Genomic DNA, 14,876 nt, shown 5'->3' with positions numbered 1-14,876 from the left:
CGGCTTGCACTCTCCGGCGAGGCGGAGTGGATCAGCTCCCGGCAACTCGAATGGATTGCCAAGTTCGATCGGGAGCAAGCGAACTTGCGTGAGGCGATGGAGTTCTGCGTATCGGACAATCCCGAAGCCGGACTGACGATCGCCGCGGCGTTGTACCCCTACTGGCTGTCACGAGGCTCTGTGGGCGAAGGTCGCCGGTGGCTCGACCGCTTGCTGTCCGTCGATGCTGGAACACCGACACTGGGCCGGGCTAAAGGCTTGTTCGCTGACAGCGTGTTGGCCGTGGTGCAAGGCGACCTCGAAAAGGGAGCTGATCTGGTGGCGGAGGGGCACAGATTGGGTCCACATTTGCAGGATCCGCTCGCGCAAGATCTCATCAATCTCGCAGCGGGGATCCTCGCGCTCTTCAGCAACGATCTACTCCAGGCATGCCCAATCCTGGAGGATGCAGTCGAGGCATTTCGAACTCGAGACACTTCGGCTCTCCAGGTCGTTGCGTTGGACAGTCTCGGCGTGGCCTACGAACTGCGCGGTGACCCAGCCCAAGCTTTGAAATGCTACGAGCAGGTGCGGGCGATAACTGAGTCGTGCGGGGAGGTCGTGTATCGATCACAGGCACTGTGCTCGATGGCCGTGGCCGTGTGGATCCAAGGGGACTGTGTGCGGGCAACGTCCCTTCTGGGGCAGTGCCTCGAGCTGTCTCAGCAGCTCTCTGATCGCATGACCGCAGCGGCTTGCCTGGAGCTCCTGGCATGGATCACCGCACAAGACGACGTTCGCCGCGCCGCCGTCCTCATGGGAGCTGCAGATGAGCTGGCCCGTTCGGTCGGCTGCGTGCCTGTTATGTTCCCCAATCGGGCCGTGCACCATGAGGACTGTATTCGGGCAGTTCGACGTGCTTTGGGATTGAAGGTATTCGAGGATGGACTACGGAAGGGTCGGGTTCTCGACCTTGACTCAGCCATCGCTTATGCCCTCGGCACTACTTCGAGACCGAAGTCATTGGCCGATGCGCCAACCAATCTGACTAAACGGGAGCGTCAGGTCGCCGAACTAGTTGCGGAGGGCTTGACGAACCGGAAAATCGCGGACCGTCTGGTGATATCACAGCGGACGGCGCAAGGACACGTCGAACACGTCCTCACCAAACTCGGCTTCACCTCGCGGGCCCAGATCGCGGCGTGGATTACAGAACAAACTCACCGCTAAGGTCGCAGTCGTGCCACGTCCGACTTGGTGTGGCCGCACCAGCCACATCACGTTGGCACAGCTAAGGATCGACAATGCGACACGGGTCTGAATGTGAGGCTCGCCGTCCTCACGTTACGTCGTCGCCGTTGCCGATCTACTCGTCGATCTATGCGAACCGGGACAGATCGACCAGGTGAAATTCGTACCCCGCTTCGAACGCGCCGTGCAGTATGTCGGCGACAACTACTGGGCGGGTGAAGAATTCACAACCATCACGGAGGCGCAGCATCGTGCCGAGAACATGATATCGCCAGGGGGCCGGATACGATGCACGACGGCACCGTGGCCGTCGACAGGCCACCCCAGCGATTGGCAGACCGACCGAATACTGCAGGGTGTGACAACCGCACAGTCTTCCCTGGTCTCAATGAGTAGTTGTCTGAACTCACAGTGGTCTCTTGCTTCCGCGGTCAGGGTGTAGGCGTAAGGACCGGGGGAGACGGTGCCGAGGAGGTTATCGATGTCTTCAAAAATTTCCACCTCGATGTGAGTGACGGCTCGCTTCTGAGCGAAAAGCAGCTGGTCGGCGACGTTGAGAATGTTGGCGGCGTGCGCGCGGTGAATGTTGGTGACGGGGACTATGGCCGTCATGACGTTTTCTCTTCTTGAACAGGTGGATCGGTGGCCGGCCAGACAGAAAGACCTGGAGGAGATCGGTGTCGATCTCCCACATCAGCGCCGCCTCCCCGCTGTTCGCGGGGGAGTGACCTAATAGGGCCCCAATAACTCCGAACTCAACTCCAGTCGCTTATCGTCTTGACAGACGAGGATCACGACAGTCAGAGTTCATCCATTCGCATGATGCAAGTCACACTGGACGGTGCAACAATGACAACCCTGCCTATCGAACTATGAAGTCGCCGCGTGGAAACCACCCTTGCGCATTAGGGCACTAGGCCGCGATATCGACTTACATTTCCCTTCTGCCAAGGCAGACCTCGGAAGTGGGTAAACGCCGCACCACAGCATCTCGACGGCGGTTGCCTTATATGCACCGAGCGCACATCTAATGCGAAATGCACCTGCCGATCCCAGTCGATACACCGCAAAGAAGGAGATCTATCAGTGCCGACAGTTGACAAAGTTGGGTCAGGTCCGGATCACATCGATGACGAGTTACGGCACAGCCGGCACGGAAGGACGCAGAAGTGAGCGCACCTGCGATGCGATCGGTCGCGATGCTGGTCGGTCCCGGCGAGCTGGTGATCGAGGAGCACCCGATCCCGGAGGTTCGAGAGCGCGACGTACTTGTCAAGGTGGACCGCGGGGCGATCTGCGGTAGTGACCTGCACGCCGTGTACGACGGTCTGGGCTTTTTGGTCAATCAGTCCAAGCCGGAGCCCGGCGGTCCAGGCCATGAGGGTGTCGGGACCGTCGTCGAGACACGGTCCGAGCGGTTCAAGGTAGGGGACCGCGTGCTCATCCTCAACGTGGGCTCCTTCGCCGAGTACACCCTCGTTTCCGAGGACTGGTTATTGACCCTGCCCGAGGATCAGTCGTTCGCCCGGATGATCATGGCCCAGCAGCTGGGCGTGTGCCTGTACGGGATGGACCGGTTCTGGCCGCGGGACAGGGAGGCCGGGAAGGTGGCAACGTTGATCGGTGCGGGCTCGATCGGTCTGAACTTCCTACAGTTGCTCAAGCTTTGGGGCTTCGAGACCGTCATCGTCTCCGACCTGGAGCCGGCACGCCTGGATGTCGCGCGTGAACTCGGAGCGACCGAGGTGGTTCTCGCGCCGGCGGAGTCAGTCGTCGAGATGACCAGAAAGTTGACCGGAGGGCTGGGCGCGGATCTCGTGGTGGAGGCGGCAGGATACGACGAGACCCGGGCCCAGTCGGTCGAGGCGGTGCGGGAGGACGGCCGAATCGGGTTCTTCGGTTACCCGGAGTCGTATGAGCCGTCCCCGTTTCCGTTTGGAGACGCGTTCTGGAAGGGGCCGATCTCGATAGAGATCGTCAAGGGCGCACAGCGAATCAAGGGGCTGCCGCATTTCCACGAAGCGATCAAGTTGATCAGCGATGGGACGATCCCCGTCGACCATCTGCTCGACGCAGAGTATCCGCTCTACGACATCACGACCGCCTTCGAAGCGGCCCGGGCGAGGAAGCACATCAAGGTTCAGCTCGTCGTCTGACGGAACAAGAGGGGCACGGCCAGGGCAGGGACGCGAACCGAGCGTCGGCTCTGGGTCGTGCTCCGTCTTACTTGCCCCGGGACCGCTGTGGCGCCGATATTGGAGGTAGCCACAAGCGGTGAGGACTAGTGCGGGTGACCCGCCGATCTCGTTGGGAATGATGAAATTTGGAAACGGTGATGCGGGGTCGGGTAGTGGGTGTGAGTGGTCAGAGCTGGCCGACCGCGCGCGCCTTGGCCTTGGCGGACTTGCGGGCGATGAAATCGTCGGCACCGGCTTTGGGGTAGAAGTCACCGCTTCGGACCATGTTCCAGGCGGCGACGAGCATTGCGTGTTCCATGGAGACCAGCGTCTTCATCGGGCCCCGGCGGATCGCGATCCGGTGGTATTGGCCGAGATTGGGTGCCCGTCGAGCGAGCACGGACAGAGGCAGTCCCGAGGGCGCTCCCGCGATACTGGTTACCAGGCCGGGACTTCAACGACTTCACCCGTCCCGTGAACTCTTCCGAGCCGGGTGCGGGATCCCCACGAGGCGCGCGACGGTGAAACACGCCCATCTCACCCCGGTTTCAGCGAGGAACGCGCGACAACATGGCCCCAATTATTACTTGAACCACTCGACCGATGTGACCTCGCCTACATTTAGAAAATCACTGGTAGCCAGACAATTCTGCACAGTGTGAATCAATCTCAGGCGCTTCGGAAAATACGCTGCAGAGGGTTTCTGGCGTGTTGGGAAATGTCAAAACTGACACGAAGGAGAATAGAGTGCGCGTGTTTGTCGGAATGTCGGGTGTGATTGTGCGATGACGAGCGTTCATACGGGTAGGCGATCGTCGTCGGTAATTGTCGTGGGTCGCGAATCAGCGAAGCGACGGGAATGCAGCAGGTCGTGAAGCAGGTTGGGCAGGCCGGCGGGCTCCAGCTGATCTCGGTCCTTCTCGCCGGTGGCGCGGTGGCGGGCCCCGGCGGAGCAGCTGTGCTGACCGAGAGCAGTTACCGGGCGGCACTGTGGTACTTGGTCGTGCTCAGCGTCCTCGTAATCCCAGTTGTTTACCTGGCGCGACGAACTTCGGCGGAGGACGCCTCCGAAGCCGCCGAGACCACCGTCCCCGTGCGTGCAGGCGTCGCCGGCGACCCGTCCTGAGTCCTGTTAGGACCGCCTCGGCGCGTGTGACAGATGCGATCAGTTTACGAACCCCGGCGTAATCGCGTTCGATTCCCCGGACGAATCGGTGCAGCTGTGGCAGATCGTCCAACGCGACGACCGCCATCCAGGAGGCCAGACGGTCGCCGCGGCGGCCGGTGAGCATCTCGGCGAACGCGGTGACGTGCGCGGCGGTGGTCTCGAGGTGGGAGCAACTGGCCAGGACTTGTTTGAGTCCGAGTTGCTCGCCGTCAGTGAGGTTGTCGGGATGGTGCAGCATCCACAAGGTGATGTTCCGAGCTTTCGGGATCTTCGGTCTGGCCGGTGGCGCGGCACCGATCTGACGGAATGGACGGAGGTAGTTGCGGACGGTGGAGTAGCTGCCGCAATAGCCGAAGGCCCGAATCTTCTAATAGAGGGTGAGTGTTGTGTATCCGTCGTTCCATCGCGCGTGCAGGTGCTCGGTAAGCTCGTCCAACACGGTGCGCCGGCCCGCCCGCCCGCGGTGTGGCCAGCAGTTCGTCGACTGCTATCGGCGCGGCAGTACCGTCGCGCGGTTTCCTTGGCGAGTCCGGGCTCCCGCTGGATCGGTTTGATTCCTTGCCCTGGGCCCTGAGCGCTGCGACCGCCTCGTAGCGTCTCTTGGTGCGGGCGACGAGGGTGCAATCCTCGCGGCGTGCGGTGTGCGCCTGTTCGGCGGCCCGCCGGAGGTCCTCCGCGGCGGTCAGTTCGACGATGCGTTCGGAATCGCCCGCGGCAGGCGTGCCGAGACACCCCTCTTAGGCGGCAACGCTTTTCGCTACTGCTTCGGCCAGGCTGTGCCATAGGTGCCAGCGGTCGGCGACCTTGATCGCGTCGGGGGCTCCGGTGCGCGCCCCTTCGGCGTACGCGCCGGCGCGATTGCGGCACACCACGGTCGTGCCCGGGTGAGCCGTCAGCCAGTCGACGAAGGTATCGGCCTTCCGGCCGGCGACGACGTCGACGGGTCGGTGTGTGGCCATGTCGATAACGACGGTCCCATATCGGTGCCGCCGGCGCAGGGCGAAGTCGTCGACACCAAGGACCTCCACTGTTGCCGCCGGCGGGTCCGGAAGCGCACGGACAATCCGTAGCAGGGTAATGTGGGTTCACGCCGGCCAGCGAAGGGGCGGCGGCCCGGGCGGCCGAGACGACCACTGGCAACGACGGCGGGCAGTGCTGCGTCCGACATGCACGCCCAGTGCTGTCGCCAGTCGAGCTCCGGCGCGGCCGGCCACCGCCTCACGGCGCAAACGGAAATTGGGCCAGAACCACTTCGAGCCGTCACACCCCTCACTGGATAAGGGGTCGGCTGGCTCCAACTCGAGCCGCCCGACCGGGGCCGTATCAGACTGCCAGAGCCAGCAAAGCGGAGTGCTGTCCGAGGCACTGGATGCATTGATGCAGGCACAGCCCCGGCAGATCCATCCACCACCGGAAGCGCGGCGGCTGCGGTGGTGACCCAGGAATTCAAATTGTGCACTGAAACCGTCGGACCGTTGCGGGACGACGCGGCCGGTCTCGACCTCAATGTCGACGCTGAATCACGTACCTGTTGCGTGGCTTGACGCCGCGCCGAACAACAAGCCGAGAAGGCCTGGAACGAGCGAACCATGAGCCGCCGCTGTTGTGGCGCCGCCGCTGGGCACACGCCTTATCAAGGCGCACGAAACTGGCAGGTCGCACAGATGGCCACGGGACACGGTCAAGTTGATAGCGCGTCCGGCGCGAGCAGTGGTCAATCCGGTGATCAAATAGGGCTCTGTTTACAGCCGGTCTTAGAAGTATTTTGTACTGCATAAGCTCGCAGCTGACAGGCATATTGGTCTGCTGTTATATGGATTGAGGAGGCGAAGGACGGACCCTGCATGTGCTGGCTTAACGGCCTGGGGCGTTGGGGTGCAGAAGGTGAATGTGAAGCCCTGAATTTGCGATTCCTCGGAGTAGATACTCGCTCTGTTCGGTTCGGTCAGCCAAGGGCGGGTCTTCCCGCTTGGCCTGCTTGTTCGACGGACGGGTCCAATTCCCGCAGACTGACAACCCACAGGACGAACCAGCACGGCCGAGCGACCCGCGCCAACACGAGGCCGCGCAGTGCAGTCTGAGAACCACGTCCCGAACAGTTCCCCTGAATGCGCGAATTTGACGCAATGTGTATTCACATCGCGTTTGATGAGCGTCGATATCGAGAAAGGTTGTGACAGAGAATGCTTACTCTGCGCTTACACAGTGAGCATGACGCCCGGTTGGAGGAGATCCCTGAACCGGAACTGCGTCAAGGAGCGGTGAAAGTCAAGGTTGCGTGGGCCGGTATCTGCGGGTCAGATCTGGCGTTGTTCGAGACAGCACCAGTCCCGCTTGACTATCAGAACCCAATCATGCAGGAGAGTGGTCCTCACGCCCTCGGGCACGAGTTCTCTGGGTACGTCAGTGAAATTGCTGAGGATGTCACATCCGTGCAAGTAGGTGACCTGGTGGCAGTTCGTCCGAATTTCGCCGATGGAACATGCCCCACCTGCCGGGCGGGGCATCCGAACATGTGCGACAACTACGCATTTATCGGGATCAACGGTGGGGGAGGAGGTTTCAGCGAAAGTGTCGTGGTGCCCGCTGACCATGCTTATGTACTCCCTCAGGACTTCAGTGCGCAAGCAGCCGCATTGATCGAACCTCTTGCCGTGGCCTGGCACGCGGTCAAGTTGGCGAAGATTCCAACAGACGGCACCGCGTTCGTCGTTGGCGCCGGACCGATCGGCTTGAGCGTGGTGCTTGCCCTCAGAGCCCAGGGCGTTTCGAAAATCATTGTCAGCGAACTCAGTGAGGCGCGCAAACAACTCGCCCGGGATTTCGGCGCCCAGCTGGTTATCGACCCGCGCGAGGCTGAGGTCGTCGCTGCAGTCCGCGAAGCGACAGGTGGGCGCGGTGTGGATGTCTCATTCGACGCATCCGGCATAGGCAAGAACACCTTGCAACCGGCGATCGATTCGCTCAGCGCTGCGGGCAGCGCAGTGATCTTGGCAAACTTCCATGGCGACGTCCCATTGGACGTGATGCCCTTCCTTATGAGGGAGAAGGTGCTCACCGGTAGCTTCGCCTACACCGCCGAAGACTTTGCCGAGGTCCGCGATGCCGTTGTGGACGGCCGAATAGTACCGGACGCACTTATCAGTAGCCGAATTCCTCTCTCGGACGTGCTCGACTCAGGAATCAAACATCTTCTCGGAGAGGGGCGGACGACTGAGGTGAAGATACTCGTTTCACCCTCCTTCTAAGGCTTAGCGCCCTTCGCTGCTCGGGGAGCTCGCGTAGGGAGTTCCCCGGCCCGGAGCCGCAAAACCAGCACAACCGCCGCTCGTCCTCCTGCTCCGCAATCGCGGGCGCAAGTCCGCCGCGGCGTTGGCCCGGAACTCCCACTGGTCTCGTGCTGTGATCGCTCGGATACCGCGGGAACCGCGGTGCGGGCGTCCCCTTCGACGCTAAGCGCGGGATCATTCCAAACGAGGCCGGCGACGTTATAGACCCAGACACGGGTCAGCCCTTGGTCGGCGTGTACACCGCAGGTTGGACCAAGCGCGGTCCGACCGCAGTCATCGGAACCAACGATGTCCGACAACCTGGTTCAGGATTTTTTGGCGGACAGTCTTGCCGAGCCCGTCGCCGATCGAGCGTTCGGCAACTTGGTGACGCGAGGCGAGCCCAACTACATCGACTATCGCAGCTGGCAACGGATCGACAAGGCGGAAACAGCCCGCGGCCATGGAGCCCGCCGTCCCCGCATCAGGTTTGTCGGCGTCGCCGAATTACTTAGTGCGTCGGCTGATCTGTGGCCGGCACGCGGCCACCCGTCCGGACCACATTGCAACGGAAGTAGTCTCTGTTCGTGGCTTGGTGATCGCGCACCCCCGTCCCGGCACACCAGTCTATCCCTGTACATGATATTCGCCACGTGTACGCACGCTGGCCACGTGTACGCACGCTGACGGCGCCATCCGCTCCTTGGCATGCATATCTAGAGCTTTTCCATGCACAGGATTTACTTGACAATTGGGTCGGAGTGCTCCAAAGTAAGGGTTGCCGGTGATCCAGTTCACAACTAGCAGAACGATCCTGGCGCCGAAACGACGTGCATGCGTTGTGCTGCGCTCGACTTTGAGCAAACTACCTGGACTGAAGGAGTTTCGTTATGGGCTTTACCGACCGCCGCCGGAACTCGGGCCTCGAGGTGGCCGCATTGTTGTTGCGGGGCGTTGTCGGAGGCACGATGGTCGCGCATGGTGCCAAGCATGCCCGCTCGCTCGACGGAACGGCGGGCTGGTTCCGATCCCTAGGATTTGAACGGCCCAAACTCCAAGCGCAAGCGAGTGCGGCAGTTGAGGTCGGGGCGGGTGCTCTGCTGATAGCCGGTGCTGCAACGCCGGTCGCCGCTGCGGCTGTCGTCGGCACTATGGCAGTAGCTGCGCGGTCGGTGCACGTGCCCAACGGCTTCTTCATAACCGACGAGGGCTGGGAGTACGTTGCCTCCGTAGCCGCTGCAGCCGTTGCCGTTGCCGGGATGGGGCCCGGCCGTGTCAGTGTCGACCACGCTCTGGGAATTGACCGCACGCTGAGCGGGGCGCGTGCCCTTGTCATCACTGCGGCGGTCGGGCTGATCTTCGCGGAATCCCATCTGGCCGCGTTTTGGCGTCCACCTAGGTCCGCACCCTCCGCCTGACAGCAGCATAGTCTCGGGGCCGGAGGTATACACAGTCACCGGCGCGCAGAGGCGCTCATGAATTGAACTGCTGCACAAAATATATACGAGAGGATCCCAAAATGGGAAAGCTTGGCGGACGGGTGGCGTTCGTGACAGGAGCTGCGCGTGGCCAAGGTCGCGCCGAAGCGGTGAAGCTGGCAAAGGAAGGCGCAGACATAATCGCGCTGGACCTCTGTAAAAGGCCGACCCACACGGACTACCCGGAGGCCACGGCGGACGATCTCGCTGAGACGGTCCGCCTGGTCGAGAATACCGGACGGCGTATCTTGGCATCGGAAACCGATGTTCGTGACCTCGCTGGCCTCACGAACATCGTCGACGAAGGTGTGCGACAGTTCGGCCGGCTAGACATAGTGGTCGCAAACGCGGGCGTCGTGTCTTGGGGCCGGTTGTGGGAGATGGATATCGAACGTTGGACGGATATGATCGACATCAACCTCACGGGTGTGTTTAACACCCTCCGCGCAGCCATCCCTCACATGATCGAGGCAGGTAACGGCGGATCGATCATCGCTACGAGCTCAAGTGCAGGGCTTCAAGCCCTGCCCGGTCAATCTCATTACACCGCCGCTAAGCACGGCGTCACGGGGCTGGTGAAATCCGCGGCCATGGAACTTGGCCCGTACCGTATTCGGGTCAATTCGTTGCACCCATGGGCCGTTGACACCCCGATGGGTGCCTTCGGTGAGGATGGTAAAAAGGTATTCGCCGACAACCCTTCCTACATGAACGCAATGAGTCAAATCCTGTACGAACCCTCGAGCAGCACCCCGGACGACATTGCCAATGCTGTTCTGTTCCTGGCGAGCGACGATTCGCGCACCATTACGGCCGCACAGTTCACCGTCGATCACGGCTGCACACGCATCTGATCTCGATCTCTGTGGTCATGCAGGAGAATTGTTTCGTGGTTTCCGCTCACCCGTTGCGGGTCCACTGAGTTCCGAAGCGAGACATCTCCCAAGGACTCGGACCCCACCGCAAACCAGGAGGTAGGTCCATGCACACCGGCGTCGGCCGGTTGAACGAAAGACCGCCTACCGGCGCATCGCAGAGCGTAGCCCAGAATGATTACGACACGATCCGAGCCGAGGCTGCTTTTCGCGAGCTGTTGATAGCTGTCGGCGACGATCCAGATCGCGATGGGATGTTCGCGGTCTTCACACCGATCCCGATTCAGTGCTCGATACAACGCTCGACGAGGGTCACCGGGACATGCTCTTGTACGAGGCAATCGGACCTACTCGACGTGCGAACACCACCTAGTTTCGCGCCGAGCCCCTCGGTCAGACTCTTCGCCGATAAACAACTACCCCCGACGAACCACCGGCTGAGCCCAATCAGACTGGTTTGACAAATTGCCCCGAAAGGTGAGTCAAAGTCGGGAAGAAATTGTGACGCTTCGGAGCCGTCCGGTAGATATTTGCCACTCACCATCGCAATTTCGTAGCGCCACAGTCACTCACGCGGCAGGTAGTATCGCCGGGTCGGTTTCCACGCTCTGCAGGACCGCAGGATGAAGATTGAGATGGCCACGTCGTCGAATACCAATCCGCAGTTGAACCTGTTCGACCTGCCACCGAGATAACCCGGCCTCACTGGAGCGGCTACTCCCGCCCTGGTGGCGGTGGGGGCGCACCGACCGCAGCACCCCGGATGGTCGTCGTGGCAATCCAGGTGGGCCTCGCTCGCCCCCGTGGATGGGAAAATGTTCGCTGACCTGCTCTGGTAGGTCGACTGCACTGGCATGGGTAGCGAGTGACATTCCCGCTTCTCCGGAGACTTTTCTCTCTGGCTCCGGTGTGCTCTGCTTAGAGCGTGTCTGCCAAATATTGGCGGTTGAATGCTCGAGACTGTCCGTGTGTTGCGTGCCAACGAGATTTCCGATGACCTGTGGACTGTGATCGAACCCGTCCTTCCTGCGCTGTCGGGCCGTCGTGGGCGTCGGTGGAATGACCATCGTTTGACCCTGGATGGGATCGCCTGGCGGTTCCGAACCGGGTCACCGTGGCGCGATCTGCCCGACCAATTCGGCCCGTGGCAGTCGATCTGGGAACGTCATCGCCGCTGGTCGGACGACGGCACCTCCGTTCGGATGTTTCCCGCGGTGGGGGCGGCAGCACCCGAACGAGAAGGACAGCTCGAACGTCTGCTGTCGATCGACTCGACCATCGTCCGCGCGCACCAGCACTCGGCCGGCGCCCTGACCGATGCGCACACAGGGGGCTCGGTCGAATGACAAGAATCTGGCCAACGAACCCGCCGACCACGGACTCGGCCGCTCCCGCGGCGGGCTGAGCACCAAGATCCACGCCCTCACCGAACGTTCTGTTGCCCGTTGACGCTTCTGCTCTCGCCCGGTCATGCGGGCGACAACCCCCAACTGGCGCCGCTGCTCGAAGCGCACCGTGCCCACGACACCGAAGCGTTCCGGCTGCTGGCCGACAAGGCGTACTCGCACCCGAGCACCCGAAAGCACCTGCGGAAACACAGAATCTCGCACACCATCCCCGAACGCAGTGACCAGATCCTTTCGTCGCAAGGCCAAGGGGCCGGACGGGGGTCGACCGCCGGCATTCGATAAGGACCGGTACCGCGAACGCAACACCGTCGAGCGTGGTTTCGGGCGTCTCAAGCAATGGCGTGGAATCGCCACTCGCTACGACAAGTACGCCACCACCTACCTCGGTGGCGTACTCCTCGCTGCGCTCGTCATCCATCACCGTGCCCGCAAATAGCAGACACGCTCTAGACGATATCTGCCTCCTCACGATCGGCGCGGTCGTGGTTGGGGGTGGGGGAGTCCGTACTCGTCCGGTGACAGACCCGCGAGAACGGCCTGGATCCTGCGCGGGTTGAACCAGGTGTCGGCATAGCGGAACAACGCTGACTCGCCGCTATTCGACAAATCTTTCACCTTGCGTTAAGTCGAAACCCACACAATCAATGCTTGCCACAGACTGCGTCTCGCCGGTGACAAATTGTGGCAGTGGTGCGAATCCTCGAGAATCTCGAGCTGTACCTGGGGAGCGTTTACATATGCACTCGGCTCCTCCCACGGGTCACGCACAACATCGCGTTCCCCGAACCCTAGAAAGACCGGAACGTCCAAAGCTCGGATCTGTTCGGCGACCGCCCCCGGGCGGCTAACCCAACTGCCCAACTCGTCGGGTACCGGCGTAGTCGCATTGCGCACGGCCGTTAGAAGCGGACCTTCGAGGCGTGGACCGACATTCGTGTAAGCGAGATCATGTCGCGAATAGTCGGCGTCGCTGTCGGTCAATAACCAACGGCTGCCTCCTGGGCGCCACATAACTAACTCTCGAGACGGGTAGCCGAGAAGAGCCAATCGCGGGAATGGGGAAATCATTTGCTGCCGAAGAAGCAGAGCGGCCCCCATTGAATGGCCCACCCCTGCCGCCGGCACATCGGCTAATCCGAGTTGGTCGACAAATGATGCCGTTGCCTCTGCATTCGCCTGTGCGACGGCGGAGGGCGACAGATCGAGAACCTCCCTCGCGCTGTCGCCTGTTCCGAGATGATCAATCGTGATGACTGCTACTCCGGCCATCGCAGCGAAGTGCGAAAAGCTGTATGAGCGGGTCTCATCGCCACTGACCTGCAGATCCCAGTAGGACCGATCCAATCGTCCTCCGGGAAAGCAGACAACCACAGCGCGGGGGGCTGGCGGAAGGTAGGCGCTGCCTGCCACCCAACTGCCGTCCACCCGCTCCCAACGAAGTTCGATGTGTTCGATGGCGCACATCAACGTCAGTTCACCTCTGATTCGAGTCGGCGACCAAGTCCGGGTGTGGCACTGGCGACATCGCCTCCGGCCGTCTTCAGTATCGCCTCGCCAGGGTCGATCTTGTTCGCGGTAGCGCGAATTTGCGCCCGGCGATGAACTCGTTCACGGGACTTTTGCGCCTACCGGGTCTGTGCGGGACCAGAGGAGTCTACCGGACCGCTATTTGGTCTGAATCACTGCACTATGGCCCGTTTCGTGCGCGAAGTCAACTAAACCAGGTACATGTATGAACCTAGCGTCACGTGTTCGCCGTGACGGCGGCAACAAACACCCCTTGACAGAACGCCGATACCCGTACATTGTTGGATGCGAAAACCTGTACATGGTTGCCCGCTCCCGGTGTCGCCTATCCGGCACCTGCAGCGAACTCCGACACAAAAGCGGAATCGCCGAGCGGATCAAAACGAGAGGACTATCAATGACCGACACTCTGACGTCGACGACCGATGACGTGAAGATCATCGACTGCGACGCACACCTCACCGAACCGTCCGATTTGTGGACGTCGCGTGTCCCGGCGTCGATGAAATCGAAGATGCCGCAGATGGAAACGCGTGACGGTTTCACTGCGTGGTACATCGATGGTGAGATGTGGGCAAGTATCGGCGGCAACACGATCGGACACGGACCGAAGAAGGTGTTGGGAACGAACTCGCTCCAACCCTTCGAGGAGATTCATCAGTCAGCATGGTCGACTCGCGAACGCCTAGAGGTTCTCGACGATCAAGGCGTTCTCGCCCAGGTTCTCTACCCCAACGGCGTGGGGTTCTCGTCCAATCACATATTCGCGGTGCCGGACCTCGATCAGCGCAGTCTGATCCTCAAAACGTACAACGACTTCCTCGTCGAAGTGCAGCACGAATCGAACAACCGACTTCTACCGCAAGCGATGCTTCCGATTTGGGACATGGATCTGACGGTCAAGGAGATGACCCGCATGATCGACCAAGGCATCACCGGGTTCACGTTGTCCGACAAACCCGAACTGCTGGACCTCCCGGAACTGCCGGAACCGTACTTCGACCCGATGTGGGACGTGTTCAACTCCACCAATACAGTGGCGAACTTTCATATCGGAGCAGGCGGCACCAAGGAAGAGGTGCTCGACCTCCGCAAGACCATGCGCGAACAACGAGCCGGCAAGTCTCCGACTCCAACCGCCACGACGCTAACCGGCAAGAAGGTTGCATCGCCGAGCTGGCGAAGCTTCGGGCCGCAGCGATGGATGGCAGTGATGGCGACCCAGATGTACATGAGCAACGTTCGAATCGTCACCAATCTCTGCATGAGCAACCTGTTCGATCGATACCCCAACCTGAAGGTCGTCTCAGCCGAAAGCGGTATCGGCTGGGTGCCGTTCTTGCTCGAAGCGCTCGAGTACCAGCTCGACGAGATGGTTACGACAAACGACGAGATGTCGCTGCAGAAGCGTCGTCCGACCGAGTACTTCCGTGACCACCTGTACGTGATGTTCTGGTTCGAATCTTCGGCGCCACAAAAGCTCGTCGAAGATATCGGAGCCAAGAACATCCTGGTCGAGACCGACATTCCCCACCCGACGTGTCTCTACCCCAATGCCAAAGGCCACTTCGACCGCGTCCTTGGTGGACTCGATGACTACAGCCGTCGTCGGATCCTGCAGGATAACGCAGCAGAGCTCTACGGCATCGACATCCCGGCGCTCACCAAGTAGCGATCGAGAGTTCGATCCCCGACTGCCGTCCACACCGCGGGACAGCAGCCGGGATCCGGACTACAGATACC

11 protein-coding genes and 2 pseudogenes are annotated in these 14,876 nt (G+C 61.2%); 9 read left to right on the top strand and 4 right to left on the bottom strand.

The genetic code is table 11. The features are described from left to right. On the top strand, window positions 1–1,209 hold a 1,209-nt coding region (locus CA951_RS29715), incomplete at its 5' end, for a LuxR family transcriptional regulator (RefSeq protein WP_143543109.1). Between the two features lie 225 nt (window positions 1,210–1,434). On the opposite strand, the gene CA951_RS29710 is transcribed toward CA951_RS29715, so the two are convergent. After that, window positions 1,435–1,842, bottom strand: a complete 408-nt coding sequence (locus CA951_RS29710; RefSeq protein WP_087560252.1) for a hypothetical protein — start codon at window positions 1,840–1,842, stop codon at window positions 1,435–1,437. Between the two features lie 587 nt (window positions 1,843–2,429). Between CA951_RS29710 and CA951_RS29705 the strand changes: the two genes are divergently transcribed. After that, window positions 2,430–3,386: a zinc-binding dehydrogenase gene (locus CA951_RS29705; protein ID WP_256974141.1), complete on the top strand. Its 957-nt coding sequence runs from the start codon at window positions 2,430–2,432 to the stop codon at window positions 3,384–3,386. A 208-nt stretch (window positions 3,387–3,594) separates the two neighbouring features. On the opposite strand, the gene CA951_RS44545 is transcribed toward CA951_RS29705, so the two are convergent. Next, window positions 3,595–3,726, bottom strand: a complete 132-nt coding sequence (locus CA951_RS44545) for a hypothetical protein (RefSeq protein WP_256974140.1) — start codon at window positions 3,724–3,726, stop codon at window positions 3,595–3,597. A 552-nt stretch (window positions 3,727–4,278) separates the two neighbouring features. Here CA951_RS44545 and CA951_RS29700 point away from each other — a divergent pair. After that, window positions 4,279–4,533 (top strand): hypothetical protein, encoded by a 255-nt coding sequence (locus CA951_RS29700; RefSeq protein ID WP_179220350.1) that lies wholly within the window; start codon window positions 4,279–4,281, stop codon window positions 4,531–4,533. Between the two features lie 779 nt (window positions 4,534–5,312). Here the strand turns inward: CA951_RS29700 and CA951_RS29695 are convergent. Continuing rightward, window positions 5,313–5,534: a transposase gene (locus tag CA951_RS29695; RefSeq protein WP_373414530.1), complete on the bottom strand. Its 222-nt coding sequence runs from the start codon at window positions 5,532–5,534 to the stop codon at window positions 5,313–5,315. Window positions 5,535–6,758: 1,224 nt separating this feature from the next. On the opposite strand from CA951_RS29695, the gene CA951_RS29690 reads away from it, so the two are divergent. The 5 genes and pseudogenes from CA951_RS29690 (at window position 6,759) to CA951_RS29670 (ending at window position 12,042) form a co-directional block, all read left to right on the top strand. Beyond that, entirely contained in the window at window positions 6,759–7,823 is a 1,065-nt protein-coding gene (locus CA951_RS29690) for a 2,3-butanediol dehydrogenase (protein WP_087560249.1), read from the top strand. A 911-nt stretch (window positions 7,824–8,734) separates the two neighbouring features. Then, window positions 8,735–9,262 carry a DoxX family protein gene (locus tag CA951_RS29685; RefSeq protein WP_087560248.1) on the top strand — a complete coding sequence of 176 codons (528 nt, stop codon included), beginning with the start codon at window positions 8,735–8,737 and terminating at the stop codon, window positions 9,260–9,262. 101 nt (window positions 9,263–9,363) lie between these two features. After that, window positions 9,364–10,176: a mycofactocin-coupled SDR family oxidoreductase gene (locus tag CA951_RS29680; RefSeq protein ID WP_087560247.1), complete on the top strand. Its 813-nt coding sequence runs from the start codon at window positions 9,364–9,366 to the stop codon at window positions 10,174–10,176. Window positions 10,177–10,304: 128 nt separating this feature from the next. Continuing rightward, window positions 10,305–10,575, top strand: a pseudogene (locus CA951_RS44540) (GTP cyclohydrolase I); the annotation flags it as partial. 590 nt (window positions 10,576–11,165) lie between these two features. Continuing rightward, window positions 11,166–12,042: pseudogene (locus CA951_RS29670) on the top strand (IS5 family transposase). Window positions 12,043–12,227: 185 nt separating this feature from the next. On the opposite strand, the gene CA951_RS45225 reads toward CA951_RS29670, so the two are convergent. Next, a complete protein-coding gene (locus tag CA951_RS45225; RefSeq protein WP_087560246.1) occupies window positions 12,228–13,070 on the bottom strand; it encodes an alpha/beta hydrolase in 843 nt (280 codons plus the stop codon). Between the two features lie 460 nt (window positions 13,071–13,530). Here CA951_RS45225 and CA951_RS29660 point away from each other — a divergent pair, with 460 nt between their 5' ends. Beyond that, window positions 13,531–14,805 (top strand): amidohydrolase family protein, encoded by a 1,275-nt coding sequence (locus CA951_RS29660; protein WP_179220348.1) that lies wholly within the window; start codon window positions 13,531–13,533, stop codon window positions 14,803–14,805. Window positions 14,806–14,876 lie beyond the last annotated feature (71 nt).

The organism is Rhodococcus sp. NCIMB 12038, assembly GCF_002165735.1.
Taxonomy (GTDB): Bacteria; Actinomycetota; Actinomycetes; order Mycobacteriales; family Mycobacteriaceae; genus Rhodococcus_F.
Note: the sequence above shows the minus strand (reverse complement) of the source record. Positions and strands in the feature narration are given on the sequence as shown.

What these genes read in the sequence shown, in the direction of transcription:
- CA951_RS29690 (WP_087560249.1), top strand. Translation starts at nt 6,759, where the DNA reads ATGCTTACTCTGCGCTTACACAGTGAGCATGACGCCCGGTTGGAGGAG.
- CA951_RS45225 (WP_087560246.1), bottom strand. Translation starts at nt 13,070, where the DNA reads ATGTGCGCCATCGAACACATCGAACTTCGTTGGGAGCGGGTGGACGGC.
- CA951_RS29660 (WP_179220348.1), top strand. Translation starts at nt 13,531, where the DNA reads ATGACCGACACTCTGACGTCGACGACCGATGACGTGAAGATCATCGAC.
- CA951_RS29685 (WP_087560248.1), top strand. Translation starts at nt 8,735, where the DNA reads ATGGGCTTTACCGACCGCCGCCGGAACTCGGGCCTCGAGGTGGCCGCA.
- CA951_RS29705 (WP_256974141.1), top strand. Translation starts at nt 2,430, where the DNA reads ATGCTGGTCGGTCCCGGCGAGCTGGTGATCGAGGAGCACCCGATCCCG.
- CA951_RS29710 (WP_087560252.1), bottom strand. Translation starts at nt 1,842, where the DNA reads ATGACGGCCATAGTCCCCGTCACCAACATTCACCGCGCGCACGCCGCC.
- CA951_RS44545 (WP_256974140.1), bottom strand. Translation starts at nt 3,726, where the DNA reads ATGGAACACGCAATGCTCGTCGCCGCCTGGAACATGGTCCGAAGCGGT.
- CA951_RS29695 (WP_373414530.1), bottom strand. Translation starts at nt 5,534, where the DNA reads ATGGCCACACACCGACCCGTCGACGTCGTCGCCGGCCGGAAGGCCGAT.
- CA951_RS29680 (WP_087560247.1), top strand. Translation starts at nt 9,364, where the DNA reads ATGGGAAAGCTTGGCGGACGGGTGGCGTTCGTGACAGGAGCTGCGCGT.